Consider the following 25,749-nt stretch of genomic DNA (forward strand, 5'->3'; position numbering starts at 1 on the left):
CAGGTGTATTCACTCCGTACTCACCACGCTGAGGTGGCTGCCCCCGGGTCCTGGCGGGCAGCCACCTCAGCGGACTTCAGTTGATACCGGGTCAGCAGCTCTCGTTGAGGCGGTGGCTCGCACCGTCGTCGTTGGCGTCCCAGTAGTAGTTGACCTGGCCGCCGCCGATGAGGCAGATCTCGGTTCCGTAGCTCATCCAACGACCGCCGAACACCCGGGAGCCCTTGGCGCGGCGGTTACGCCACGAGCTGTCGTTCTCGTACACCGCGGGCATGTCGATGTCCCAGCGGGCCGACTCGTACTTCGTCCGGTACATCGAGTTACTGGTACTGAAGTCCCGGTCCTTGTAGACACAGAAGTTGCCGTCGTAGCAGTTCCGGTCGACAGCGTGCGCGGCCGGGGCCACGGCCATGAGGCCGACGACGGCGGACAGGCCGACGAGCGAGGCAGTGATCTTCTTGTTGAGCATGAGTGCTCTCCCTCTCCTTGAGGATGCGATCTGGGCAATCCAGGACAGGAGGAAGGAAGGCAGCCGCCAGGCCTTCCCGCCCCCCCGGCGGCTTCCATGATCATATTTGATGATCGTGGGCACGTCAAAACGCAACGTTGCAGGTCGGGGCTTTGTGGGCCTGCTGGACCACCGGCAGCTCTAGGGCATGGGAAGGGCCGCGTCGGCGGGCTCCGCGGCCGTCGCGTGCCACGGCGCGCCCGGGACCACCAGAGGGGACCCCGTGACCGGGTCGGGGACGACCACGCAGTCGAGGCCGAAGACATCGCGGACCATGTCGGCCGTGACGACGTCCGAGGGTGGGCCGGAGGCCACGATGCGGCCGGACTTCATCGCGACCAGGTGGTCGGCGTAGCGGGCCGCCTGGTTGAGGTCGTGGAGGACGATCACGATGGTGCGGCCGCGGTCGTGGTTGAGCTGGCGGACCAGGTCCAGGACCTCCACCTGGTGGGAGATGTCCAGGTAGGTGGTCGGCTCGTCGAGGAGGAGGAGTTCCGTTTCCTGGGCCAGGGCCATCGCGATCCAGACGCGCTGGCGCTGGCCGCCGGAGAGCTCGTCGACCGAGCGGTCCGCCAGTTCGGCGACGTCCGTGCGGTCCATCGCCTCGGTGACCGCGCGCTCGTCGTCGTCCGACCACTGCTGCCACCAGTGCTGGTGCGGCTGGCGGCCGCGGGCGACCAGGTCCGCGACCGTGATCGCCTCGGGGGCCACGGGAGTCTGGGGGAGGAGGCCGATCTGCTGGGCGATGCGCTTGGTGGGGAGTTTCGTCAGCTCGGTGCCGTCCAGGATGACCGCGCCGGTCTTCGGCTTCAGAAGGCGGCCCAGTGCGCGGAGCGTCGTCGACTTGCCGCAGGCGTTCGGGCCGACGATGACCGTGACCTCGCCGTCGGGGACGGCCAGGTCGAGCTCGTGGACGACCGTGCGGTCCTCGTAGGCGAGGGTGAGGCCTTGGGTGCTGAGCCGGGTCACGACTACTTTCCTCCGGTACGGCTGCGGACGATCAACCAGATCAGGTACGGGGCGCCGACGGCCGCGGTGAGGACGCCGACCGGGAGTTCGATGGGGGAGAGCAGGCGCCGGGCCAGCAGGTCGGCCAGTACGACGATCAAGGCGCCCATGAGGGCGCTGGAGAGCAGCGGGATCTGGGCGGTACGGGTCAGGCGCCGGGTGATCTGCGGGGCGAGCAGCGCTACGAACTCCACGGGGCCCGCGGTGCCGGTCGCCACCGAGGCGAGGATGACGCCGAGCGCGACCAGGCCCAGGCGTACCCGGTTCAGGCGCACCCCGAGCGCGGTCGCCGTGTCGTCGTCCATGGTCACCGTGCGCTGCGCGCGGGCGGCCCAGGCGATCGCGGGCGTCAGGGCGAGCAGCACCCAGCCGATGGGGGCGGCCTGGTCCCAGCCGAGGCCGTTGAGCGAGCCGGTCATCCAGATCATGGCCTGCTGGGCGACGAGGTAGTCGCCCTTGGTCATGAAGAGTGTGGTGAGGGCACGCAGCGCGAGCGCGAAGCCGATGCCGATGAGGACGAAGCGGGTGGCGTGCAGTCCGCCGCGCCAGGCGAAGACGTAGACGAGGGCGGCGGCCAGGACGCCGCCGGTTACGGATACGTACGGCAGGGTGCTGTACGAGGTCAGACCGAAGGTGATCGCGGCGACCGTGAGGGCGCCGGCGCCCTGGCTGATGCCGATGATGTCGGGGCTGGCCAGCGGGTTGCGGGCGACGGTCTGGATCAGCGCGCCCGCGACGCCGAACGCGGCGCCGACCAGGAGGCCCACGACCATACGGGGCAGGCGGAGGGTGCCGACGACCAGTTCCTCGGAGGACGGCCGGCCGAGGATGACCTTGAGTACTTCGGCGGGCGATACGTACGTCTCCCCAGTGGAGAGGTACGCCACGCATACGGCCGCCAGGAGCACGGCGAGGGTGGTCGCGACCATCGCCGCGCGCTTGTGCAGGAGGAACGTGGCCCGGTTGGCGCGGACCACCACGTACCCGGCCGGACGTATTCGGCCTGCGGTGGCCGGTTGCTCGCGTGCGGTGGTGGGTTCGTCGCGCAGGTCCGTGGTCATGCCGGCACCGCCTTCCGGCGTACCAGCGCCACCAGGAACGGGACTCCGATCAGGGCTGTCATGACGCCCGCGGGTACTTCGCCGGGCGGGAAGACGATCCGGCCTATGCAGTCCGAGACCAGCAGCATCACCGGGCCGATCAGCGCCGCCATCGGCAGCACCCAGCGGTGGTCGCTGCCCACGATGGCGCGGGTGATGTGCGGTACCGCGAGGCCGATGAAGGCCACCGGACCCGCGGCCGCCACGGCCGTACCGGTGAGGACCGTCGCGCCCAGGCCGCCGACGATCCGTACCACCGCGACGTTCTGGCCGAGGCCCTTGGCCACGTCGTCGCCGAGCGCGAGGGCGTCCAGGCCGCGGGCCACCGAGACGACCAAGAGCGTTCCGATCAGGAGGAAGGGCCAGATCTGGCCGACGATCTCGGTGTCCCGGCCCGCGATCGAGCCCACCTGCCAGAAGCGGAACTCCTCCAGGGCCGATGCCTTGGTGGTCAGTACGGCCATGATCACGGAGAGCAGGAGTGCGTTGATCGCCGCGCCGCCCAGCGCGAGCTTCACCGGGGTCGCGCCGCCGCGCCCGCTGGAGGCGATGGCGTACACCGCGACCGAGGCGACGGCCGCGCCGACGAACGCGTACCAGATGTAGTCGGCGAGTGTGCTGGCGCTGGTGAACGCGATCGCCAGGACGACCGCGACCGAGGCGCCCTGGCTGATGCCGAGAATCCCGGGGTCGGCGATCGGGTTGCGGGTGATGCCCTGCAGGGCGGTGCCGGTGACCGCGAGGGCCGCCCCGACCATCAGGCCGATCAGCGTGCGGGGTACCCGAAGCTCGCGCACGACTTCGGCGTCGTCGCTGGTTCCGCCGTGCAGCAGGGCGTCGAAGACGACCGACGGTGCGATCGGGCGGGCGCCTACCGCGAGTGAGAGCAGCACCGCGACGGCGAGTGCCGCGATGGCGGCCACCGTCCAGGCGATGCGTCGGACCACTAGCGAGCGTCGTGCGGTCGCGGGGGACACGGGAGACTCGGGAGTCGCAGGGGACTCGGGTGATACGACGGCCATCTGACCCTTTTCGCTGTGAGCTTAGGCTTGGCTAAGTGTACGGGTCGGGGGTCTGGTTCGAGTCGGCAGAATAGGCGCCATGGCATCGCATGAGCTCACCGGCCCTTCCACCCGCCCGTTCACTGTCGGCTTTGACCTGGATATGACCCTGATCGACTCACGGCCCGGGATCAGGGCGGCCTATCAGGAGCTTTCCGCCGAGACCGGGGTGTGGATCGACGCTGATCTCGCGGTCACCCGGCTCGGGCCGCCGCTGGAAGAGGAAGTGGCGCAGTGGTTCCCCGCGGAGCGGGTTCAGGCCATGTGTGAGCGGTACCGCGAGCTGTACCCCACCTATGCGATCGAGCCAACTCTCGTCATGCCCGGCGCCCGTGCCGCCGTCGCCGCCGTCCAGGAGCAGGGCGGCCGCGCGATCGTCGTCACCGCCAAGCACGAGCCCAACGCCAAGCTGCATCTCACCCACCTCGGGATCGAGCCCGACGCGGTGATCGGCTGGCTCTGGGCCGAGGCCAAGGCGGAGGCGCTGCGCGAGTACGGGGCCTCGGTGTACGTCGGCGACCACTTGGGGGACATACGCGGTGCGCGGGCCGCCGGGGCGCTGTCGGTCGCCGTGCCGACCGGGCCCTGCGACGCCGGCGAACTGCGCGCCGAGGGCGCGGATGTGCTGCTCAGCGACCTGACGGAGTTCCCTGGGTGGCTGGCGCGGCACCGCGCCGGGCGAGGCTGAGCGCCCCGGCCAGGGCCGCGCTAGGCGCTACGGCGATCTGCCTTTACGGCGCTACAGCGCTTCGCGGGCCGCGCGGCGCTGCGCCGCGATCGACCGCAGCACCCCCGCACCCGCGATGGCGAACCCCACGCCCATCAGCATGCACACGGCATACGCGACGGGTGGGAACGGCTCCGTGCCCAGGAACAGCGGGGCCACGGTGACCAGAGTGGCCAGCGCTCCCACGAAGAAGACGATCGCGCCGATGCGGACCAGCCGGTCACCCGCGCCATTAGGTGTGTCGCTCACCCGACCAGGGTAGTTCCCTGCGGGCAGGAACCGGACGGGGACGTCTTGTCACCGGCTCACGGACCAATAGTCTTGGTGGTGGCGGGTCAGTCGGCCCGCTGTAGTGCTATCCAGAGCCGTTTCCGTCCGGAGATCCGGGTGGCCCGGCATCGGACCGACGAGTACGAGGACGAGGACAGACGTGCCTACCGGCAAGGTCAAGTGGTTCAACAGTGAGAAGGGCTTCGGCTTCCTCTCCCGCGACGACGGCGGTGACGTCTTCGTTCACTCGTCGGTGCTGCCCGCGGGAGTGGACTCGCTCAAGCCTGGCCAGCGCGTCGAGTTTGGAGTCGTCGCAGGTCAGCGCGGTGACCAGGCGTTGTCTGTGACGATCCTCGACCCCGCGCCCTCAGTGGCGGCCGCCCAGCGCCGCAAGCCGGACGAGCTCGCCTCGATCGTCCAGGACCTGACGACCCTGCTGGAGGGCGTCGCGCAGCAGCTGGAGCGCGGGCGCTACCCCGACAAGGCGCATGGCGCGCAGATCGCCGGGATGCTGCGGGCGGTCGCGGACCAGTTGGACGTCTGAGTCACAGGAGCTTGAGAGCGTCGCGGCCGAGGGGCGGCAGAAGTCCCTCGGCCGCCGCGCGCGTGAGCAGGCCCCGTACCGCCGCGTAGCCGGACTCGCCCAGGTCGGCCGTGAACTCGTTCACATAGAGCCCGATGTGCTGGTCGGCGACGTGCGGGTCCATCTCCTGAGCGTGCTCGAGTACGTACCCGCGAGACGCCTCGGGGTCGTCCCAGGCCATCCGTACGGACGTGCGCGCGGCGTCGGCCAGGGCCCGCAGCGTCGCCTCGCCCAGCGAGCGCTTGGCGATGATCGCGCCGAGCGGGATCGCCAGACCGGTCGTCTGCTCCCAGTGCGCGCCCATGTCCGCCAGGCAGTGCAGCCCGTACTCCTGGTACGTGAACCGCGCCTCGTGGATGACCAGACCGGCGTCCACGCGGCCGTCACGTACGGCGGGCATGATCTCGTTGAACGGCAGCACGACGATGTTGCCGACCCCCGCGTCCAGCGTGTCCGCGGCCCAGAGGCGGAACAGCAGGTACGCGGTCGAGCGCTCGCTCGGTACGGCCACGGTCTTGCCGGTCAGGTCGGTGCCGGGTTCGCGGGTGAGGACGAGGGGGCCGCAGCCTCGGCCCAGCGCGCCGCCGCAGGGGAGCAGGGCGTACTTGTCCAGTACGTAGGGGAGTACGGCGTAGGAGACCTTGAGGATGTCCAGCTCGCCGCGCTCGGCCATGCCGTTGGTGATGTCGATGTCGGCGAAGGTGACGTCGATCTCGGGGGCGCCGGGGACCAGGCCGTGCGCCCAGGCGTGGAAGACGAAGGTGTCGTTGGGGCAGGGCGAGTAGGCGATGCGTAGCGTCATGGAGTCTCCCTCGGCCGGGCGTGGGGGTCCGGGTGGCTCTCCACGTGGCTCGTCATGTGGTTCTCCACGTGGTTCTTTGCGTGGCTCTCCAGTACGGGGGCGAGCCTGCCGCATGCCTGCGTCAGCGCCGCCAGCGCCTCGCCGATCCGCCACGCCGCGCGGTCGCGCGGGCCCACCGGGTTGGAGACCGCGCGCAGCTCCAGCACCGGGCAGCCCCGCGCCGCGGCCGCCTCGGCGACCCCGAAGCCCTCCATCGCCTCGGCGACGGCGCCCGGGTGCCGGGCCTTGAGCCGCGCGGCCCGCTCGGCGGTGCCGGTCACCGTGGAGACGGTGAGTACGGTGCCGGTGCGGGCCCCGGTGGCCGCGGCCGCGTCCCGTACGAGCGCGGCGGGCGGCCGGTGCTCCACGGTCCCGAAGCCGAGCTCGGTCACCGGCAGGAACCCGTCGGCACTCTCGGCGCCCAGGTCGGCCGCGACGATCGCGTCGGCGACGACCACGGACCCGACCGGCGCGTCGGGCTGGAAGCCCCCGCCGATCCCGGCCGACACCACCAGGTCGTACGGGTCGCCCGCGAGCGCGGCGGTGGCCAGCGCCCCCGCCGCACCGGCCGCGGCGGCCGCGGGCCCGACGCCCGCGGCCAGCACGTCGACGCGGGGGGAATCCGGCAGGCCGGCGGTGACGGCGTCCGCCTCCGCGGCGACCGCGGTCACCATCAGTACCCGCATCGGCCGTGCCTCCGCTGGATCAGGTGTCTGGATCAGGCGTCTGGATCAGGCGTCGTCGTTGACGAGCTTGAAGTTCCAGACACCCTTGAACTTGGTGCCGGCCTCGTTCTGCTGCACGACGCTGATGTAGAGCTTGTCCTCCACCTTGCCGTCCTGCTGCGGCGCGAACACGTCGATGCCCGGGAAGCTGCGGAAGGTCTTCTTGAACGGGTTGGGGCTGATGACCTGCTGGCCGTTGACCCACACGGTCCAGCCACTGTCGGAGACCTCCGGGTCCACACCGATGCGCATCGTCTCGCCCTGCGACACCTTGACGGACTTCTTGGACTTCTTCAGGGCGCACTCCACGGCCTTTTCCCGGCTGAAGCCCTTGCCCTCGTCGTAGCAGGTGGCCTCGGCGCTCACCGTGTCGTCGCCGAACGTCATCGTCGTCATGGGGGTCGGCTTTTCGCAGGCCGAGAGAACGAGGAGTCCGGCGGACACGGCACCGAGGGCGGCAACGGTGCGGCGGCCCTTGGCCGCGAGCAGGAAGGTCATGACGCGAAGGCTATCGGGAGCCGGCGGACGTCATGCCACGCGGGGGTGCGGCGTGCCCCGTCTGGCGGCGGCCAACAGCCCGCGTACGGTCGTCAGCCAGCCGAGGCCGACGATACCGGCGCCGACCGCCAGGCCGAGGCCGCCGTTGAGCGGCAGGGCGATTCCGATGGCGCCGCCGATCACCCAGGACATCTGCAGGATCGTCTCGGAGCGCGCGAAGGCGGAGGTGCGGACCAGTTCGGGGACGTCCCGCTGGATCACCGCGTCCAGCGAGAGCTTCGCCAGTGCCTGGGCGAAGCCCGCGGCCGCCCCGAGGCAGGCGATCACCACCGTGCCGTACAGGAGCGTCGCGGCGACCGCCACGGCCAGCACGAACGCGACCACCGTCACGATGATCAGCTCCGGCGCGCGCGCCCTCAGCGCCGAGCCGACCGCCGTACCGATCGCGTTCCCGACGCCCGCCGCGACGCCCACGATGCCGAGGGACACCGCGGCGCTCTGGCCCGCGAGCGGCTCCTCGCGCAGCAGGAACGCCAGGAAGAAGATCAGGAAGCCGGAGAGGCAGCGGAGCGTGGCGTTGGCGACCAGGCCATGCGTCACCGACGGGCCGACCGTACGCAGGCCGATCTTGCGCGGCGACTCCTTCGGGGTGCCCGGCAGGTGTACGTGTACGTGCTCCGCGTCCGCCGCGAGCAGCGCGCGGCGCTCGCCCCTCGCCGAGTCGACCTTGTGCGGCAGTGTGAAGGAAAGGACCATGCCCGTGACGAAGAGCGCGAAGGCGCCGTAGAGCGGCCATGCGGGGCCGATCTGATGCAGCCCCGCGGCGATGGGCGCCGCGATGCCGGTGGCGAGCAGGCCGCCGAGCGTCACTCGCGAGTTCGCCTTGACGAGCGAGAAGCGTGGCGGCAGCAGGCGCGGGACGATCGCGCTGCGGACCACGCCGTACGCCTTCGACGACACGAGCACGCCGAGTGCCGCCGGGTACAGCTCGATACTGCCTGTCGCGACCGCGCCCGAGAGCATGAGGGCGAGCAGCGCCCTGGCCATCATCGAGCCCGCCATCGCTGCGCGGCGGCCGTGCGGAATACGGTCCAGAAGCGGGCCGATCACGGGGGCCAGCAGAGTGAACGGGGCCATGGTGATCGCCAGGTAGAGGGCGACTCGGCCGCGTGCCTCGTCGGTCGGTACGGAGAAGAACACGGTGGAGGCGAGGGCCACGGTGACCATCACGTCGCCGGCGCCGTTCACCGCGTGCAGCTCGATCAGTTTGCCCAGGCCCGACTCGCCCGCGCCGTGCGCGTGAGTGGCCTTTCTGATGCCCTTCGCGGTCCCGGTGAACGGCAGGTGCAGGGCGCGGCCGACGGCGCGGGCTGCCCTGCGTACCGGGCCCGCGTTCTCCGACGACCTTGCGGTGGTCACCCCGACATAGTGCCCCAACACCTGCCACACCGGAGTCGTCCAGACGCCCGGTCGTCGCTTTTGTGGCTGTCCGGCTGTCCGGCTGTCCGGCTGGGGGGCCGGGGGTTATCCCCCGGGTAAGCGCGGTACCGACGCGCTTACCCGGTTCTCGGGACCTTGATGTGGGCCTTGGCCCGCGGAAGAGGTAGCGTGCGTAGCGCGCCCGCGGCGGTTGTTCTTGGCCGCGCGCCTCTTCGCGATCCCGCAGAATGGATGGCGTAGGCGCGCCCGAGAGTGACCGGGCGCGGACGTCGACGCGGCCCATCGGTCCGCTCCGTCCGTGCCCCGTGCCAGGTGAAGGCGCACTCGTGACGGCGTAGGAGAGAAGCGATACCTGTGAGCGCAGCGACAACGCGAAGCCGCACCCCCGACCGCCTGTGCGCCGAGGCGGTCGACCTCGCCAGGGCCGCGGCCGAGGAGGCTGCCGCGCCTGGGGTCGTCGGGGAACATGTCGACGCCGTGTGGGAGGGCGATCGGGTCGTCACTCATCTATTTGAGTGCAAGGAGTTGGGGTACCGGGGGTGGCGCTGGGCCGTGACCGTGGCCCGCGCGTCCCGTGCCAAGGTCGTCACCCTTGATGAAACGGTGCTGCTGCCGGGGCCGGATGCGTTGCTTGCCCCTGAGTGGGTGCCGTGGAGTGAGCGGCTGCGGCCTGGTGACATGGGGCCGGGTGATCTGCTGCCCACGGACGCGGAGGATCTGCGTCTGGAGCCTGGGTTCACCGGTGAGGACGTGCCGCCGCCCAACTCCGCCGTGTCGGAGGAGATGGCCGAGCTGGTCGAGGCGGAGGACGCTGAGCTGGCCGGTGGGGCGCCTGCTGAGCTGCCGATCGCTCCTGTTCGCGGGTCGATCTCCGCCGTGGCCGAGGAACTCGGGATGCGGCGGGCGCGGATCCTTTCGCGGTACGGGCTGCATGTCGCGGCCGATCGGTGGGAGGAGAGCTTCGGCGCGAAGACTCCGATGGCGCAGGCCGCGCCCGCGAGCTGTGTGTCCTGTGGCTTCCTGGTGCCGATCGCGGGGTCGCTGCGGCAGGCCTTCGGGATCTGCGGCAATGAGTTCAGTCCGGCGGATGGGCGGGTTGTGTCGCTGGCGTACGGGTGTGGGGGGCACTCCGAGGCGGCGGTCATGCCTAAGCCGCCGCGGCCGGCGCCGCATGTCTTCGACTCGATGCAGGTCGACCTGATGCCGCTGCGGCCACCGGCCGACTCGGGGTCGGTGGAGCCGGAGGGGCCTGCGGAGGACTTGGGCCACTCGTAGGGCGGCGCCGCGGCGAGGTGGGCCGGTTGCGCGCTGTTTCGTTGTGGGGCGGGGCCGCGCGTCGGGGTGCGTGCTCCGCGCCGGGCCGTGGTGCGGGGTGCGCTCTGTTTGTTGTGGGGCGGGGCCGCGTCGGGGGGTACGTGCTCACGCCGACGTCTGATCCGGTGGTGGCATAGGGATCCCGGTGTGGACCGTCGGCGCTGCGCGCGCACCCCCCGCCCCGTCCCCTCCGGCCGGTTACGCGCCTTGCGCCCGGTGGGGGCGAACGCGCTCGCGACCGGGCACCTCCGCCAGTCGTGCGCCTCACGGCCCGGTGGGGCGGACGCGCTCGCCGCCGTGCACCCTCCGCCAGTCGTGCGCCTGAGGCCCGGCGCCACACCCACCCAGCCCCCACTCGCTACGGGCAGCACCCGTCGCCTACCGGTTGTGGGCAATCGTTCCGCAGGGCGGAACGGGTGGGCACAACCCCTCGCTACGGGGTACCCGTTTCACCAAGCCCGGAGGGCAACACCCTCCTCTTGCCGCGGGGGCACCGTGCAACCAAGCCCGAGGGGCACCCTCACCCCGCCACGGGGCACCGTGCAACCAAGCCCGAGGGGCACCCTCACCCCGCCACGGGGCACCGTGCAACCAAGCCCGAGGGGCACCCTCACCCCGTCACGGCGCACCGTGAAGACAAGCCCGAGGGGCACCCTCACCCCGCCACGGCGCACCCGGGGGCGCCCCGGGTCGGTACGGGGCACCGTGTAAGTAAGGCCCGGGCACCCGCACGCGGTACCTTCGGGCGGCAGCCACCGTGAGAAAGGCAGACCCCCGTGAGGAAATTCGTGCGGCCCGCCCCCGAAGGGACCGACCCCTTCGGTACCGCGCGTCTGCGCCGGGCGGTGCTCGACGCGTGGAGCACCGCCCCGGCCCGCTTCCGGGAGGACGCGAACGCCGAAGAGGATCTCGCGCTCGGGGGGTACCGGGACCGGCTCGTGGTCGAGCTGGCGCAGAACGCCGCCGACGCGGCGGCCCGCGCGGGGACGCCGGGCCGGCTGAGCCTCACCCTGCGCGACGGAGTGCTCGCCGCCGCCAACACCGGCGTGCCGCTCGACGCCGCAGGGGTCGAGTCCCTCAGCACGTTGCGCGCCTCCGCCAAGCGGGAGGGCCACGAGTCCTCCGTGGGACGCTTCGGCGTCGGGTTCGCGGCTGTGCTCGCGGTGAGTGATGAGCCAGCCGTCGTCGGACGTACCGGCGGCGTGCGGTTCTCGCTCGCCGAGGCGCGGGAACTGGCCCGGCAGGCCGCCGCGTCCAGTCAGGGGCTCGATGACGAACTGCGTCGCCGGGACGGGCATGTGCCGCTGCTGCGGCTGCCGATGGCGGCCGAGGGCACCGCCCCGGAGTCGTACGACACCGTGGTGATCCTGCCGCTGCGGGACGCTGCCGCCGAGGCGCTCGCGGAGCGGCTGCTCGACGCGGTCGATGACGCGCTGCTGCTGGCCCTTCCGGGGCTGGCTGAGGTCGTTGTCGAGACGGCGGACGGTACGCGGACTCTCAGGCGGAGCCAGGAGAGCGAGCAGTGCGTTCGGATTGAGGACAGCAGGGAGGGTGTCACCCGGTGGCGGGTTGCCACGGGAGGTGGGGCGCTGGACCGTACGCTCCTGGAAGGACGGCCCGTCGAGGAGCGGCTGCGGCCCCACTGGTCGGTCACCTGGGCCGTCCCGGTGGACGGGCAGGGCGCTCCGGCCCGGCCCCGTACCGGCCCTGTCGTGCACGCGCCGACGCCGAGCGACGAGCCGCTGGGTCTGCCCGCGCTGCTGATCGCCTCCTTCCCGATGGACGCCGCGCGTCGGCATGTCGCCCCGGGCCCGCTGACCGACTTCCTGGTGGAACGTGCCGCCGAGTTGTACTGCGGGCTGCTGGCCGACTGGCGGCCGTTGACCGTCGGAACGGTTGATCTGGTGCCGGGGCCGCTGGGGCAGGCCGAGCTGGACGGCGCGCTGCGGGCGGCGGTTCTTAAGCGGCTGCCGCGGGTGGCGTTCCTGGTGCCGGCGATTCCCGGTGCGGAGGACGACGGCGACGGCGAGGGCGTACGGGGAGAACGGCCTGTGGTGCTGCGGCCGTTCGAGGCGGAGGTCGTGGAGGGGGCTGGTGCCGAGACCGTACGGGTGCTCGCCGAGGTGCTGCCGACGTTGCTGCCCGCCGGGCTTGAGCGGCGGGTCGAGCTGCGGACGCTCGGTGTCGCGCGGGTGTCGTTGCAGGACGCCGTGGACCGGCTGGCCGGGCTTGAGCGGGAACCCGGCTGGTGGTGGCGGCTGTACGAGTCCCTGGCCGGCGTCGACCCGGACCGGCTGACCGGGCTGCCGGTGCCGCTGGCCGACGGACGGACCACCATCGGACCCCGGCAGGTGTTGCTGCCCGGTGCCGACACTCCGGGCGATCTGGCCCGGCTCGGCCTCAAGGTCGCGCATGCGGATGCGGCGCACCCCTTGCTGGAGAAGCTCGGCGCGCTGGCCGCCACCCCGCGTGCCGTGCTGACCACGCCCCAGGTGCGGGCCGCCGTCGCCGGGTCGCTGGATGACGATGTGTGGGACGAGGACGCGCCGGATGCGGAGGAGTTGGCGCGGGTCGTGCTGACTCTGGTGCGGGAAGCGGGACTTGAGCCCGGTGACGAGCCGTGGCTCGGTGCGCTCGCGCTGACCGACGAGGACGGAGAGCTCGCTCCGGCCGGTGAGCTGGTGTTGCCCGGCAGTCCCTTCGCGCAGGTCATGCGGGAGGGTGAGCTGGCCGCGGTGGATGGCGAGTTGGCCGACGAGTGGGGCGAGCAGCCGCTTGCCGCGTGCGGGGTGCTCGCCAACTTCGCCCTCGTACGGGCCAGTGATGTCGTTCTCGATCCGGATGAGCTTGAGCCCAGGGAAGGCGACTTCGCCGAGCCTGATGATGCCGGGCTGCTCGACGCGGTGGATGTGTGGAGCGAGGACGTACTCGACCAGCTGCCGGATTCGCCGGTGCCGCCGGTCGCCACGGAGATCGTCGCCGTGCGGGATTTGGATCTCGTCGATGACGAGCGCTGGCCGCAGGCGCTCGCGCTGCTGTCGCAGCCGCCGCTGCGGGACGCGCTGACGCAGCCGGTGCGGGTGCTGCTGCCGGACGGTACGACCGAGTCCGTACGGCCTTACACCGCCTGGTGGCTGCGCGGCCATCCGGTGCTCGACGGGCGCCGTCCTGCCGGGCTGCGGGCCGCGGGTGGTGACCCGCTGCTGGCTGGACTGTACGAGGATGTGGACGCGGCCGGTTTTGACGACGAGCAGGTGCTGCGGGCGCTGGGCGTACGCACCTCGGTCGCGGCGCTGCTGGACGAGCCCGGCGGTGCGGCCGAGCTGCTCGAGCGGCTCGCCGAGCCGGAGCGGGTTGTGTCGGCTGCCCAACTGCACGCCCTCTACGGGGCGCTGGCCGACCTGGACCCGGAGCAGGTGACGCTGCCGGACGAGCTGCGGGCCGTGGTGGACGGCGAGGTGCGGGTGGTGGACGCGGCGGACGCGGTGGTCGCGGACGCGCCCGATCTGCTCCCCCTGGCCGCGGGGTTGGCGCTGCTGCCGGTGCGTCCGGCGCGGGCGGCGGAGCTGGCGGAGCTGTTCCAGGTGCGGCGGCTCAGCGAGGTGGGCGCTGCGGCGGTTCCGGGCGAGGGTGTTGAGCGGGTGGTACCGGACTCGGTGCGGGTGCTGCTCGGGCCCGCGACCCCGGCGACGTACCGCGAGCACGAGGAGCTGGGTGACCTGGACTGGCGCCGGACGCCGGACGGGACGGTCCATGCGGCGACCCTGGAGGGCGTGGCGGCCGGTTTGGCCTGGGCCACGGCCCAGTGGCCGCGTCGCTTCGAGGTGGCGGCGCTCCTGGAGGACCCGTCCCGTACGGAGGAGCTGGCGCGGGACCGCTGGTTCGACTGACGGCCCTCTCCGGCCGCCGGACCTGGGTGCGTCCCCTCACCTCGGTGGCGAGGGACGCGGTCCTGGCCACCGCTCCTATAGGTTCGATCACATCCCGTTGGAGGACAGACTCGGACCTACGTGAGGGAACTCGCATGAGCACCATCCACCGCACGACCATGACGCCCACCAAGCTGGAGCTGCTCACCGACTGGCTGCCGAAGCAGAGCTGGTACGTGGGCGACGCGCAGACGCCGGAACTGGTCAGGGCCGGAGGCTTCCGTCTGGATGATCCGGAGGGTGCGGTCGGGATCGAGTTCATGGTGGTGGTGGACACCAGCGCGCCCGAGCCGGTGGCGTATCTGGTGCCGATGGCCTACCGCGGTACGGCACTGTCGGACGTCCCCGGCGAGGCGCTGATCGGCACCTCCGAGCACGGGGTGCTCGGCACCCGATGGATCTACGACGGCGTCCACGACCCGGTGGTGAGGGCGCGGTTGCGCGCCCTCCTGCGCGGCGAGGCGATACCGCAGCACCAGAATGAGAGCGACACCCCTGACCCGACCGTCACCGTGCACGGAACCGACGACGGGCTCGACGTTCACATCAACCGCGTCCTGCGGCCGACGGAGGCCGCGCAGGAGCCGTCCGGACGCCTCGTCGCAGGGTGGACCTGGCCGGACGGAACGGCTGCGCGGGGCGTACTCGCCTAAGGCTTTCGGTGGCCCGGCGTCTCGTCGGACTGGCGTCCCGTCCGTACCGCGCGACCTCACTTTCACCCGGCGCATCAACAACGCCTATTCTCATTCGAGTTACGCCGTTGACCAGGCGGAAGAGTCGGGGGGATTCACACCATCATGGGCGGTACGGGTGGGGATGGGCGCGACGAACGGGATGAGCGGGACGAGCGGAACGGCAGCGTCGACGGGGGTATCAAGCCGCTCACGGTGAGCGACCCCGCACGCATCGGGCCGTATCTGCTCCTCGGGCGGCTTGGTGCCGGTGGCATGGGGCGGGTGTTCCTCGCGCGGTCGGACAGCGGGCGGACCGTAGCCGTGAAGGTGGTCCACGAAGAGCACGTGTCCGACGAGCAGTTCAGGGCGCGGTTCCGGCGCGAGATCGAGGCGGCGCGGAAGGTCGGGGAGCGGTACACGGCGCCGGTGCTCGACGCGGGTCCGGGCGACGAACCCCCGTGGGTCGCCACGGGGTACGTTCCCGGGCTCTCGCTTGAGCAGGTCGTGCGGCGGCACGGGCCGTTGCCGGCCGAGTCCCTGCACGCCCTCGCCGACGGGCTGCTGAGGGCGCTGGGGGACATTCACGGCGCCGGGATCGTGCACCGCGACCTGAAGCCGTCCAACGTGATGCTCACCGTGGACGGTACGAAGGTCATCGACTTCGGGATCGCGCGGGCGCTTGAGACGTCCGTCGAGTCCTTGCTGACCAGTACGGGGATGGCCGTCGGATCCCCCGGGTTCATGTCGCCGGAGCAGGTGCGCGGGCAGCGCGCCGGGGTGAAGAGCGATGTCTTCACCCTCGGGTGCGTACTGACGTACGCGGCGACCGGGCAGCTGCCGTTCGGGCAGGGGGCCAGCAACCAGCACGCCGTGATGTTCCAGATCGTGGAGGGCGAGCCCGATCTGACGCGGGTCGCGGACGCCTCGCTGCGGGCGCTCATAGCCCGGTGTCTGACGAAGGACATCGACGGACGGCCGGGCGTCGACGAGCTGTTGGAGGACCCCGGGCGGACGCGTGCCCCTGCCGGGCGCGGCGCCTGGCTGCCCGCCGACGTTGTCGCGCACCTCGCTCAGCAGTCCGCCCGGTTGCTCGACGCCGAGGCGGTGCCGATGCGGGAGGAGCCGGTGGACCTGGCGACCGTCGGGCTGCGGCGTAAGGACGGGCCTCCCGAAGTCGACCCGGCGGGCGACGGCGCCACGACACGGGAGCGGGAACAGGAGCAGGAGCAGGAACGGCGGCCCCGTCGGCGGCGCACGTTCATCGCGCTGCCCATCGTCGCCGTCATCACCGTCGGCGGCGGCACGGTCGCCGTGCTCCAGCCCTTCGGGGGCGGGGACGGAACGCGCGCCCAGCCGCCGGGCAGCAGCGCGAGTGCCACGCCCGGTGTCAGCAACTCGCCGAGCACGCCCAGCAGCTCACCTTCCACGGACGGTAACGGCAAGGGCGAGGAGGACGCCAAGGGCGAGGACGACAAGAAGGAGCAGGACGAGGACAACGGCAAGGACGACGGCAAGGACGACGGCAAGGACGACGGGGACGGGCCGGACAAGCCGAAGGCCCAGGAGAGCGACGGCGGTTCCGGGGCGCCGGTCGCCGACAGCGGTGGTAGTTCATCCGGTGCCGACAGCGGCTCCGGCGGTGGCGGCACCGGCACCAGCGGCGAGACCGACTCGGCGGGGTCGTCCGGCTCTTCGGGCTCGGACGGCGGAGGTTCCTCCGACTCCGGCGGCTCGTCCTCCGACTCGCCGCCGCCCGCCATGAAGGGCTACGAACTCGCGTACACCAACTCCTGTATCGGCGCGTGCGACATGCCGATCAAGGCGAGCTGGTCAGCGATCGACCGAGCGACCAGGTACGACATCCACTACACCAACAAGGGCAGCAACTTCACCGAGAAGAACGTCGACACCATCTACTCCACCGGCAGCACCAGCTACACGATCAAGGGCCCGTTCTCCGGCGACGAGATCTGCGTGACGGTGCGCGCGGCCAACAAGCACGGTGCCTCTGCCTGGGCGGAGACCTGGTGCGACACCGTGCCCTACTAGAACAGGGCCCTGAGAGTCCCTCGCCAGCGCTGCGGGACCTCTACGCCGGCACCCGCCGATCCACCCACCGGAACGCCAACTCGATCCCCAGCGCCGCGACCGCCGCGATCCCGACCGCGCCCCACGGCATCGTCGTACCGACCAGCTGCAGCTTGAAGAAGTCCTGCAGCCAGGGCACGACCATGACCAGGAGGAAGCCGAAGCCCATCGTGCCGATCAGCGCGATCCGCCACCAGGTGTACGGGCGCGCGATGATCGCCAGCACCCAGATGGCGATCAGGAACAGGGTCAGGGTCGCCGCGCTGGTCTCGGCCTCACGGGCGGCGGGCCCGGTGTAGTGGTGGCGGGCCAGCAGGTACGTGGCGAAGGTGGCCGTCGCCGCGATCGCGCCGCCGGGGATCGCGTACCGCATCACGCGTCGTACGAAGTGCGGTTGCGCGCGTTCCTTGTTCGGCGCGAGGGCCAGGAAGAAGGCGGGGACGCCGATGGTGAGGGTGGAGAGCAGGGTCAGGTGGCGGGGGAGGAAGAGGTACTCGACCTGGGTGCAGACCACCAGGAGGGCCAGGAGGACCGAGTAGACGGTCTTGACCAGGAAGAGCGTCGCCACGCGGGTGATGTTGCCGATGACGCGGCGGCCCTCGGCGACGACCGACGGCAGCGTCGCGAAGCTGTTGTTGAGGAGGACGATCTGGGCGACCGCGCGCGTCGCCTCGGATCCCGAGCCCATCGAGACGCCGATGTCGGCGTCCTTCAGGGCCAGTACGTCGTTGACGCCGTCGCCGGTCATGGCGACCGTGTGGCCGCGTGACTGCAGCGCGCCGACCATGTCCCGCTTCTGCTGCGGGGTGACCCGGCCGAACACCGCGTTGTCTTCCAGAGCCTGGGCCATCTCGCCCTGGTCGGCGGGCAGCGTACGGGCGTCCACGGTGTTCTCGGCGCCGGGCAGGTCGAGCTTGCCCGCGACCGCGCCGACCGACACCGCGTTGTCGCCGGAGATGACCTTCGCGGCGACGTTCTGCTCGTCGAAGTAGCGCAGGGTGTCCGCCGCGTCGGGGCGCAGCCGCTGCTCCAGGACGACCAGAGCGGCCGCCCGCGCGCCCTGGGAGACCGTGGGGGAGTCCAGTTCCCCGGCCGCCTGGGCGAGGAGCAGCACGCGCAGGCCCTGCTCGTTGAGGTGGTCGATCTCGGTGAGGGTCGGATCGCCGGTGGGCAGCAGCACGTCGGGGGCGCCGAGCAGCCAGGTGGAGCTCTCGCCGTTGCCCTCGCTGAAGGAGGCGCCGCTGTACTTGCGGGCGGAGGAGAACGGCAGCGACTCGGTGCAGCGCCACTCCTCGTTGTCCGGGTACGAGTCGATGATCGCCTGGAGGGACGCGTTCGGGCGCGGGTCGGACTCGCCGAGTGCGCCGAGGACCTTGCGTACGTACGAGTCGTCCGAGCCGTCCAGCAGGCGCAGCTCGGTGACGTCCATGCCGCCCTCGGTGAGGGTGCCGGTCTTGTCGAGGCAGACCGTGTCCACGCGCGCGAGGCCCTCGATGGCGGGCAGCTCCTGCACCAGGCACTGCTTGCGGCCGAGCCGGATGACGCCGATCGCGAAGGCGACCGAGGTAAGCAGCACCAGGCCTTCGGGGATCATCGGGACGATGCCGCCGACGGTGTAGGCGATGGACTCCTTGAAGTTGTCGTCCTTGACGACCAGTTGGCTGATGACGAGGCCGATCGACGTCGGGATCATCAGCCAGGTGACGTACTTGAGGATGGTGGAGATGCCGGAGCGCAGCTCGGAGTGGACGAGCGTGAAGCGCGACGCCTCCTCGGCGAGCTGCGCGGCGTAGGCCTCTCGGCCGACCTTGGTCGCGGTGAAGGAGCCGCCGCCCGCGACCACGAAGCTGCCGGACATCACCGGGTCGCCGGGCTTCTTCAGGACCGGGTCGGCCTCACCGGTGAGCAGCGACTCGTCGATCTCCAAGCCGTCCGCCTCGACGACGGCGCCGTCCACGACGATCTTGTCGCCGGGGCCGATCTCGATGAGGTCGCCGAGCACGATCTCGGAGGTGGAGATCTCGGCGGCGACGCCGTCCCGGCGGACCGTCGGCTTGGCCTCGCCGATGACCGCGAGGTTGTCCAGGGTCTTCTTGGCGCGCAGCTCCTGGATGATGCCGATTCCGGTGTTGGCGACGATCACGAAGCCGAACAGGCTGTCCTGGATCGGCGCCACGATCAGCATGATCACCCATAGGACGCCGATCAGCGCGTTGAACCGGGTGAAGACGTTGCCGCGGACGATCTCGCCGATGGAGCGACTGCTGCGGACGGGGACGTCGTTGACTTCTCCGCGCGCGACCCGCTCGGCCACCTCGGCGGTGGTCAGGCCGCGGGTGCTGACGGCTACGGCGGTGGCCCCGGTGCGCTGTGCCGTGTCGGGCTCACCTGACGACTCCGGTGAGGGGACCGGGTGTACGGGGTCGAGTTCGGACCCCGCGTCGATGGAGCGCTGCCGCCCCCCGCCTCCCGGCTCAGGTCCGTCGGTGTCGAGATCTGCCCGCTGCGTCATGCCTCTGACGGTACGGGGCCGAGGAGCCGTTCACTCGCCGAGGGGGCCGTAATCAGGGTTCTGGTGGCGCAAGATCAGACCTGGGTACTACGGGGGTGCTAGGAGGGGTCGTCCTTCGGGGCCGTCGCTGCCTCGGCCGCCGCCTGCGCCTCTGCTGCCCGCGAGCGCTTGATCGCGGTGTCGCGCTTGCGCACGTACCAGATGCCGATCAGCCCGAGGCCCGCACCGGCCAGCGGGGTCCACACCCACCACAGGCGGTCGTTGTCCTCGAACCAGCCGTAGAACGGGAGCTGCGCGAGGAACAGCACAAACCAGAGGAGGGTGCCGCCGATGATGGTGGCGACCACCGGGCCCTCCAGGGGCTCCGGCGCCTCGTGCTTGATGGGTCCCGAGAAGAGTCCGGCCATGCGACCAGCTTACGAGGGCGCGGGCACGGGGTGCGCGCACCCCGTCGGTCCCGTACGCCCCAGGGGTCTACGCGCGGAGATAGCGATTTCTTCCTTATGTATTCATACTGAAACGACTTCGGCCTGGCCGCTTTCGTTCGTCGGAAGCCACAAGTGATGCCGGGCTTGAGGTGATTTCTCCCTCTCCCCACGCCTCGAAGGTCACGCATGTCCCCCTCGGCCCCCGCCCAGGCCGCTGCCTCCGGGCCGCCGCAGTCACCGTCGCAGCCGCAGCCCACGCGGGGCGCCCTCGACCGCTACTTCAAGATCTCGGCGCGGGGCTCCACGCTCGCCCGTGAGGTGCGGGGCGGGTTCGCCACCTTCTTCGCGATGGCCTACATCATCGTGCTGAACCCGATCATCCTCGGCAGCGCCAAGGACATGTACGGCAACCAGCTCGACAACGGCCAGCTGGTCACCGCCACCGTCCTCACCGCGGCCTTCACCACCCTGCTGATGGGCGTCATCGGCAATGTGCCGATCGCGCTCGCCGCGGGCCTCGGCGTGAACACCGTGGTCGCGCTGCAGCTCGCGCCCAGGATGAGCTGGCCGGACGCGATGGGCATGGTGGTGCTCGCCGGGTTCATGGTGATGCTGCTGGTCGCCACGGGGCTCCGGGAGCGGGTGATGAACGCGGTGCCGCTGGGGCTGCGGAAGGGCATCGCGATCGGCATCGGCCTGTTCATCATGCTGATCGGGCTGGTGGACGCGGGCTTTGTCTCCCGTATCCCGGACGCGGCGCAGACCACCGTTCCGCTGCAGCTGGGCGGCGACGGCCACCTCAACGGCTGGCCGGTGCTGGTCTTCGTGCTCGGCGTGCTGCTCACGCTCGCCCTGATCGTCCGCAAGGTGCCCGGCGCGATCCTGCTCAGCATCGTCGTGATGACCGTCCTCGCGATGGTCATCAACGCGGTCGCCACGGTCCCGTCCTGGGGGCTGACCACCCCCGAGTGGCCCGGCAATCCGGTCGCCGCCCCGGACTTCGGGCTGATCGGCGAGGTCAGCGTCTTCGGCGGCTTCGGCAAGGTCGGCCTGCTGACCGGTGTCCTGTTCGTCTTCACGGTGCTGCTGTCGACGTTCTTCGACGCGATGGGCACGATCATGGGCGTCAGCGACGAGGCCGGGCTGACCGACAAGGACGGCTATATGCCGGGCATGAACAAGGTGCTGTTCGTCGACGGCATCGCCGTCGCCGCGGGTGGCGCCAGCTCGTCCTCGGCCACCACCTGCTTCGTGGAGTCCACGGCGGGCGTCGGCGAGGGTGCGCGTACCGGCTTCGCGAACGTGGTCACGGGCGGACTGTTCACCGTGGCGCTCTTCCTGACGCCGCTCGCCACGATGGTGCCGTCCCAGGCCGCCACTCCGGCGCTGCTCGCGGTCGGGTTCCTGATCCTGTCCGGTTCGATCGGTGCGATCGACTGGACGGACTACACGATCGCGATCCCGGCGTTCCTCACGATGGTGATGATGCCCTTCACCTACTCGATCACGAACGGCATCGGCATCGGCTTCGTCAGCTTCACCGTGCTGCGGGTCGTCGCCGGGCGGGGGCGTGAGGTGCCGATCGCGATGTACGCGGTGTCGGCGGTCTTCGGCTTCTACTACCTGATGCCGGCGCTCGGGCTGACCTGAGCCCCCACTCCTTTACGCCCCTCCCTCACGGCACGCCGTAGAACTTCTCCGTCTCGTCCACCGCCGCCTTGAAGCGTTCGTCGAAGTCATCACGGGTGAGCGTCCGGACCACGTAGTCCTGGACGCTCATTCCTCTTTTGGCCGCGTGTCGCCGGAGCCGCTCAAGCAGCTCCCCGTCTATGCGCAGGCTGAGCACGTTGGTCCCCATGCGCTTCAGGGTCGCCGGGCGGGGGCGGTCGGTGCGTCACTTTTCGGAATCAGCTCACTCGTATGGGTGATGTTGGTGGCACGTTCAAACTCACTGGTCCTTAGTCAGGGTAATGAGTTACCCTAACGACATGCCGGACCTTTCCCATGGCGACAACGCTGCCGCCGTGAACGCCCTGCGCTCCGCGATCATGCGGCTCAGCCGCCGACTCAAGCACCAGCGGGTCGACGAGTCGCTGAGCCCCACCGAGATGTCGGTACTCGGCACGCTCGCCCGCTGCGGCTCCGCCACGCCGGGCGAGCTCGCCCGCAAGGAGCATGTGCAGCCGCCGTCGATGACCCGCATCGTGGCCCTGCTCGAAGCCAAGGGACTGGTCAGGCTGGAGCCGCATCCCGAGGACCGCCGCCAGAAGGTGGTCAGCCAGACGGAGACCGCCGAGGCGATGCTCGAAGAGAGCCGCCGCAAGCGGAACGCCTGGCTGGCCGGTCTTGCCGCGGACCTGGACGAGGAGGAGTGGGCGAAGCTTCGCGCCGCCGCGCCCGTCCTGGAGAAGCTCGCGCATCTGTAGTTACTGACGGAAACGACGTACCTGAGCCGCAAGGAGGCGAACCTTTTTGAGTACGGGATCCGGAGCAGACTCCGCCCCCGGACCAGCCACCCCCGACCCCATCACCCGCNGATGTACGGGTCCGAGGGCGAGCGGAGCCCGGTGCGGGCCGTCGCGGTGGCGGGCAAGGGGAGCCCGTCGCCCTCCGGAGGCAAGGGGGAGGGCGAGAAGGGGAGTTCGGCCGGTGCGGGTGAGGGGGGTGGCGAGGACGAGGGGAGCCCGAACTACGCGCTGGGGGCCGTCGTCCTCGCCGTCGCGTTCGGGGTGACCTTCGGGCTCAAGCGGCTGCTGCGGCGGAAGTGAGTCGTTCGCCCGGCCGCTCGTCCGGTCACCTGCCCGGTCATACGCTCGGTCACTCGCCCAGGACGCGCACCTCGTAGTGCAGCGTCTTGTCGCGCTTCACCTTGTGGGCGAGCGGCACCAGGAAGCCGTGCAGGAACGGGTACTTGCGGGCGATGAGTTTGGCCGCGTGCCTGTTCTCGTCACTGCCCGCGTCGAGCAGGCGCACCCGTGCCTTGATCTCCGGGCCGGTCGGGGCGCCGCGCAACGTTGAGGGGGCGATCTCGACCTCGGGGTTGTTCCGCATCCGCTTGACCTTCCAGGCCTTGGCGTAGGTGCGGAAGTACGCGTGGTCGCCCTCGACCGCGATGTTCACGGGGGTGCCGACTCCCGTGCCGTCCTTCTTGTGGCTGGTGAGTAGTACGGCGTACTGCTTGACGAAGGGGGCGAGTGCTGGGCTGGTGGGGGTGTCCGGTGTCGTCATGCCTTCCATGCATGCACGGTCCGGGTGTGATGTCACCCGTCCTTTCAGCCCTGTCGCGGTGATTCCCTCTGCTGGGTGCGCTCCGCCGCCAGCTTCGCCAGGCCGTCGAGCAGCAGGCGCAGGCCGAACTCGAAGTGGTCGTCGAAGTCGGTGGAGAACGTGTCCGGGGACAGCGCTGCCTGGAGCGGGAACTCGCCGCTCGTCATGGCCCTTTCGAGATACGGGGCCTGGCTGGCCCAGAACTCGTCGTGGGTCAGGCCGGTCTCCTGGACCGCTTCGGCGGTCTGGATCTCCATTCGGGCCATTCCGGTCGCGTAGTTCTGGGCCGAGACGATCACCGAGATCATCTCGGGGTCGCTGAGTCCCATGTCCTTGAGTGGGGCCAGGGCCAGTTCGAAGCCGCGCAGGGCGCTGGGGCCGAGGAGCATCCGGGCCTGGTTGACCTTGAGCAGCCAGGGGTGACGGCGGAAGAGGTCCAGGAAGCCGCGGGCCATGCCGTCGACGGCTGTGCGCCAGTCCTGGTCCGGGGCGCTGTCCGAGCCCAGGGATTCTCCCTGTACGCGGTCGATCATCAGGTCGAGCAGCTCGGCCTTGCCCGGCACGTACCGGTAGAGCGACATCGCACCGGTGCCCAGCTCGGTGGCCAGGCGGCGCATCGAGAGGGCGGCCAGGCCCTCCGCGTCGGCGACCTCCACGGCGGTCGTGACGATCCGGTCGATGGACAGGCCCGGCTTGGGGCCGCGGCTGGGGCGGGTCCCGGTGTTCCAGAGGAGGTCCAGGCTGCGCGCGATCTTGCCGGCGTCGTCGGTCGCTTCGGTGCTGCTCATAGGGCCAGCTTAGGGCGTCCGAAGAAAAGTGGGTACACCGTACGCGAAATCGGGTACGGTGTACTCGGTTATGGGTACGGCGTACCCAGTTTGGTTGTACGCGTGGTCGTTCTAGTGGTGGGAGAGACCGTGGACACGTATGCCGTGCACGCCGAGGGGCTGCGGAAGAGGTACGGGGGCAAGGACGCGCTGGCGGGCTTCGACCTCGCCGTACGCAGGGGCACCGTGCAGGGCCTGCTCGGCCCGAACGGCGCGGGCAAGACCACCGCCGTACGCATCCTGGCCACGCTGCTCAGGCTGGACGGCGGACGGGCCACGGTGGCCGGACTCGACGTGGCCAAGGAACCGCGGGCGGTACGCCGCAGGATCGGACTCGCCGGGCAGTACGCCGCCGTGGACCAGGTTCTCACCGGGCGGCAGAACCTGGAGATGTTCGGGCGGCTCTTCCACCTGGACGGGCGGCGGGCACGGCAGCGGGCCGCGGAGCTGCTGGCGCGGTTCGACCTGGTGGACGCCGCCGACCAGGGCGTTGAGGGGTACAGCGGGGGCATGCGGCGCCGCCTGGATCTGGCGGCTTCCATGATCCTCGCGCCCGACGTGCTCTTCCTGGACGAGCCGACGACCGGGCTCGATCCGCGCGGTCGGGGTGAGGTCTGGGACTCCGTACGGGCGTTGGTCGCGGACGGCACGACCGTGCTGCTCACCACCCAGTATCTGGACGAGGCCGACAAGCTGGCCTCACAGATCACCGTCATCGACCGGGGGCGCGCCATTGCCGATGACACGCCTGACGGGCTGAAGAGTGCGGTCGGTGGGGATCGGATCGAGGTGGTGGTGGGGGAGGCCGCCGACATTCCGCGGGCCTGGCAGGTGGTCGCCGGGGTGTGCCGGGAGGCGCCCGAGACGGACCACGGGGAGCGGCGGGTGCACGGGCTGGTGCACGACCGCGTCGCCGCGCTCACCGAGGCCGCGCGCAGGCTGCGGGACGAGGGGGTGGCGGTGGAGGATATCGGGCTGCGTAGGCCGAGTCTTGACGATGTGTTTCTGCGGCTGACCGGACACCGTACGGCCGAGGAGAAGGCGGGGGCCGCGGTATGAGTGTCGAGCTGCGGGCGGAGGTGGAGGTGAAGGCGGAGCGTCGGGTGTTCTGGGCGCTCTGCGACAACTGGAACGTGGTGCGTCGCGAGCTCACCCACTATCGGCGCCAACCTGTCAACATCGCCTGGCAGTTGGGGTTTCCGATCATCTCGGTGCTGCTGTACGGGTATGTGTTCGGCGGCGCGATGAAGCCGCCCGGCGAGGGTGGCGACAGTGGTCGGTACCGCGACTACCTGATGGCCGGGATGTTCGTGATGACCATGACCTTCGGGCTGATGAACACCGCGATCACCGTGGTCAATGACGCGGTGAAAGGGGTCATCGACCGCTTTCGGTCGATGCCGATGGCGCCGTCCGCCGTGGTCTCCGGGCGCGGGGTGACCGATCTGATCGTGGCCGGTGCGGAGTTGACGATCCTGGCGCTGACGGCCGTGGCCATGGGCTGGCGCTCCGGCGGCGGGTTCGGCGCGACGCTCGGGGCCTTCGCCCTGGTGCTGCTGCTGCGGTTCTCGCTGATCTGGGTCGGTGTGTGGCTGGGACTGACACTGCCGAACCCGGAGGCGGCCGGGGCGCTGTACGTGGTGGTCTTTCCGCTCACCATGATCTCCAGCATCTTTGTGCCGACGTCGTCGATGCCCGGCTGGCTGGGCACGGTCGCGGCATGGAACCCGATCTCGTCCACGGCCGTGGCCGCGCGTGAGCTGTTCGGCAACCCGGTGGCCGGTGACGGGAGCTGGGTGCAGGAGAACGCCGTGCTGATGGCGGTCGTGTGGCCGCTGGTGATCACGGCTGTCTGTCTGCCGATGGCCGTACGGCGCTTTCAGCGGCTGAGCCGGTAGGGAACGCGCGGTAGGGGCCGCGCCAGTGGCGGGCCCCTACCGGTGACGAAG

The 25,749-nt window shown here is 70.8% G+C and carries 25 protein-coding genes; 11 read left to right on the forward strand and 14 right to left on the reverse strand.

Translation table 11 applies throughout. From position 1 onward, the window contains the following. Positions 1-91: 91 nt before the first annotated feature. The 4 genes from U9R90_RS30340 to U9R90_RS30355 form a co-directional block, all read right to left on the reverse strand. On the reverse strand, positions 92-469 hold the full coding sequence (locus U9R90_RS30340; RefSeq protein ID WP_411060041.1) for a hypothetical protein: 378 nt from the start codon (positions 467-469) through the stop codon (positions 92-94). A gap of 180 nt (positions 470-649) precedes the next feature. Continuing rightward, entirely contained in the window at positions 650-1,477 is an 828-nt protein-coding gene (locus U9R90_RS30345; RefSeq protein ID WP_411060043.1) for an ABC transporter ATP-binding protein, read from the reverse strand. A gap of 2 nt (positions 1,478-1,479) precedes the next feature. Next, on the reverse strand, positions 1,480-2,577 hold the full coding sequence (locus tag U9R90_RS30350) for a FecCD family ABC transporter permease (RefSeq protein ID WP_411060045.1): 1,098 nt from the start codon (positions 2,575-2,577) through the stop codon (positions 1,480-1,482). Beyond that, entirely contained in the window at positions 2,574-3,638 is a 1,065-nt protein-coding gene (locus U9R90_RS30355; protein ID WP_411060047.1) for a FecCD family ABC transporter permease, read from the reverse strand. The genes U9R90_RS30350 and U9R90_RS30355 overlap by 4 nt, the downstream gene beginning before the upstream one ends. Positions 3,639-3,717: 79 nt before the next feature. On the opposite strand from U9R90_RS30355, the gene U9R90_RS30360 reads away from it, so the two are divergent. After that, positions 3,718-4,365: an HAD family hydrolase gene (locus U9R90_RS30360; RefSeq protein ID WP_411060049.1), complete on the forward strand. Its 648-nt coding sequence runs from the start codon at positions 3,718-3,720 to the stop codon at positions 4,363-4,365. Between the two features lie 51 nt (positions 4,366-4,416). On the opposite strand, the gene U9R90_RS30365 is transcribed toward U9R90_RS30360, so the two are convergent. Then, on the reverse strand, positions 4,417-4,653 hold the full coding sequence (locus tag U9R90_RS30365; protein ID WP_411060050.1) for a hypothetical protein: 237 nt from the start codon (positions 4,651-4,653) through the stop codon (positions 4,417-4,419). A gap of 181 nt (positions 4,654-4,834) precedes the next feature. Here U9R90_RS30365 and U9R90_RS30370 point away from each other — a divergent pair, with 181 nt between their 5' ends. Beyond that, positions 4,835-5,218 carry a cold-shock protein gene (locus tag U9R90_RS30370; protein ID WP_411060052.1) on the forward strand — a complete coding sequence of 128 codons (384 nt, stop codon included), beginning with the start codon at positions 4,835-4,837 and terminating at the stop codon, positions 5,216-5,218. Between the two features lies 1 nt (position 5,219). Here U9R90_RS30370 and U9R90_RS30375 read toward each other — a convergent pair whose 3' ends face one another. Genes U9R90_RS30375 through U9R90_RS30390 form a run of 4 tightly spaced genes read right to left on the reverse strand, consistent with a single transcriptional unit; the run spans position 5,220 to position 8,740 of the window. After that, positions 5,220-6,059, reverse strand: a complete 840-nt coding sequence (locus U9R90_RS30375) for a 1,4-dihydroxy-6-naphthoate synthase (RefSeq protein WP_411060053.1) — start codon at positions 6,057-6,059, stop codon at positions 5,220-5,222. Next, positions 6,056-6,784 (reverse strand): futalosine hydrolase, encoded by a 729-nt coding sequence (locus tag U9R90_RS30380; RefSeq protein WP_411060055.1) that lies wholly within the window; start codon positions 6,782-6,784, stop codon positions 6,056-6,058. Before U9R90_RS30380 ends, U9R90_RS30375 begins: the two co-directional genes overlap by 4 nt. A 45-nt stretch (positions 6,785-6,829) precedes the next feature. Further along, positions 6,830-7,321: a hypothetical protein gene (locus tag U9R90_RS30385; RefSeq protein ID WP_411060057.1), complete on the reverse strand. Its 492-nt coding sequence runs from the start codon at positions 7,319-7,321 to the stop codon at positions 6,830-6,832. Between the two features lie 30 nt (positions 7,322-7,351). Beyond that, complete coding sequence (locus U9R90_RS30390) at positions 7,352-8,740, reverse strand: MFS transporter (RefSeq protein ID WP_411060058.1); 1,389 nt, start codon at positions 8,738-8,740, stop codon at positions 7,352-7,354. A 375-nt stretch (positions 8,741-9,115) separates the two neighbouring features. Between U9R90_RS30390 and U9R90_RS30395 the strand changes: the two genes are divergently transcribed. The 4 genes from U9R90_RS30395 to U9R90_RS30410 all read left to right on the forward strand — a co-directional run bounded on the left by U9R90_RS30395 (position 9,116) and on the right by U9R90_RS30410 (position 16,727). Continuing rightward, positions 9,116-10,036 (forward strand): DUF3027 domain-containing protein, encoded by a 921-nt coding sequence (locus tag U9R90_RS30395; protein WP_411060060.1) that lies wholly within the window; start codon positions 9,116-9,118, stop codon positions 10,034-10,036. Between the two features lie 815 nt (positions 10,037-10,851). After that, positions 10,852-13,965, forward strand: coding sequence for a sacsin N-terminal ATP-binding-like domain-containing protein (locus U9R90_RS30400; RefSeq protein ID WP_411060062.1), 3,114 nt, complete (start codon positions 10,852-10,854; stop codon positions 13,963-13,965). Positions 13,966-14,099: 134 nt separating this feature from the next. Beyond that, the gene (locus tag U9R90_RS30405) at positions 14,100-14,657 is read left to right on the forward strand and encodes a maltokinase N-terminal cap-like domain-containing protein (protein WP_411060064.1); all 558 of its coding nucleotides are present in this window, start codon (positions 14,100-14,102) and stop codon (positions 14,655-14,657) included. A 144-nt stretch (positions 14,658-14,801) separates the two neighbouring features. Next, positions 14,802-16,727 carry a protein kinase domain-containing protein gene (locus U9R90_RS30410; protein ID WP_411060065.1) on the forward strand — a complete coding sequence of 642 codons (1,926 nt, stop codon included), beginning with the start codon at positions 14,802-14,804 and terminating at the stop codon, positions 16,725-16,727. A 40-nt stretch (positions 16,728-16,767) separates the two neighbouring features. On the opposite strand, the gene U9R90_RS30415 is transcribed toward U9R90_RS30410, so the two are convergent. Together U9R90_RS30415 and U9R90_RS30420 are read right to left on the reverse strand one after the other, a co-directional pair. Next, positions 16,768-19,278, reverse strand: coding sequence for an HAD-IC family P-type ATPase (locus tag U9R90_RS30415; protein ID WP_411060066.1), 2,511 nt, complete (start codon positions 19,276-19,278; stop codon positions 16,768-16,770). A gap of 98 nt (positions 19,279-19,376) precedes the next feature. Next, positions 19,377-19,685 carry a DUF2530 domain-containing protein gene (locus U9R90_RS30420; protein WP_411060067.1) on the reverse strand — a complete coding sequence of 103 codons (309 nt, stop codon included), beginning with the start codon at positions 19,683-19,685 and terminating at the stop codon, positions 19,377-19,379. Positions 19,686-19,892: 207 nt separating this feature from the next. Here U9R90_RS30420 and U9R90_RS30425 point away from each other — a divergent pair, with 207 nt between their 5' ends. Then, positions 19,893-21,356, forward strand: coding sequence for an NCS2 family permease (locus tag U9R90_RS30425; protein WP_411060069.1), 1,464 nt, complete (start codon positions 19,893-19,895; stop codon positions 21,354-21,356). Positions 21,357-21,381: 25 nt separating this feature from the next. Here the strand turns inward: U9R90_RS30425 and U9R90_RS30430 are convergent, their stop codons facing one another. Beyond that, a complete protein-coding gene (locus U9R90_RS30430) occupies positions 21,382-21,564 on the reverse strand; it encodes a ribbon-helix-helix protein, CopG family (RefSeq protein WP_411060070.1) in 183 nt (60 codons plus the stop codon). A 130-nt stretch (positions 21,565-21,694) separates the two neighbouring features. On the opposite strand from U9R90_RS30430, the gene U9R90_RS30435 reads away from it, so the two are divergent. Further along, complete coding sequence (locus U9R90_RS30435; RefSeq protein ID WP_411060072.1) at positions 21,695-22,132, forward strand: MarR family winged helix-turn-helix transcriptional regulator; 438 nt, start codon at positions 21,695-21,697, stop codon at positions 22,130-22,132. A gap of 111 nt (positions 22,133-22,243) precedes the next feature. Then, positions 22,244-22,474 carry a hypothetical protein gene (locus U9R90_RS30440; RefSeq protein WP_411060074.1) on the forward strand — a complete coding sequence of 77 codons (231 nt, stop codon included), beginning with the start codon at positions 22,244-22,246 and terminating at the stop codon, positions 22,472-22,474. Between the two features lie 49 nt (positions 22,475-22,523). Here the strand turns inward: U9R90_RS30440 and U9R90_RS30445 are convergent, their stop codons facing one another. Together U9R90_RS30445 and U9R90_RS30450 are read right to left on the reverse strand one after the other, a co-directional pair. Further along, positions 22,524-22,943 (reverse strand): PPOX class F420-dependent oxidoreductase, encoded by a 420-nt coding sequence (locus U9R90_RS30445; RefSeq protein ID WP_411060075.1) that lies wholly within the window; start codon positions 22,941-22,943, stop codon positions 22,524-22,526. A 35-nt stretch (positions 22,944-22,978) separates the two neighbouring features. Beyond that, the gene (locus U9R90_RS30450) at positions 22,979-23,761 is read right to left on the reverse strand and encodes a TetR/AcrR family transcriptional regulator (RefSeq protein WP_411060077.1); all 783 of its coding nucleotides are present in this window, start codon (positions 23,759-23,761) and stop codon (positions 22,979-22,981) included. A gap of 129 nt (positions 23,762-23,890) precedes the next feature. Between U9R90_RS30450 and U9R90_RS30455 the strand changes: the two genes are divergently transcribed. After that, positions 23,891-24,859 (forward strand): ATP-binding cassette domain-containing protein, encoded by a 969-nt coding sequence (locus tag U9R90_RS30455; protein WP_411060079.1) that lies wholly within the window; start codon positions 23,891-23,893, stop codon positions 24,857-24,859. Next, the gene (locus U9R90_RS30460) at positions 24,856-25,698 is read left to right on the forward strand and encodes an ABC transporter permease (RefSeq protein ID WP_411060080.1); all 843 of its coding nucleotides are present in this window, start codon (positions 24,856-24,858) and stop codon (positions 25,696-25,698) included. Before U9R90_RS30455 ends, U9R90_RS30460 begins: the two co-directional genes overlap by 4 nt. The last annotated feature ends 51 nt before the right edge of the window (positions 25,699-25,749 follow it).

The sequence above is a fragment of the Streptomyces sp. E11-3 genome (genome assembly GCF_046540415.1).
GTDB lineage: Bacteria > Actinomycetota > Actinomycetes > Streptomycetales > Streptomycetaceae > Streptomyces.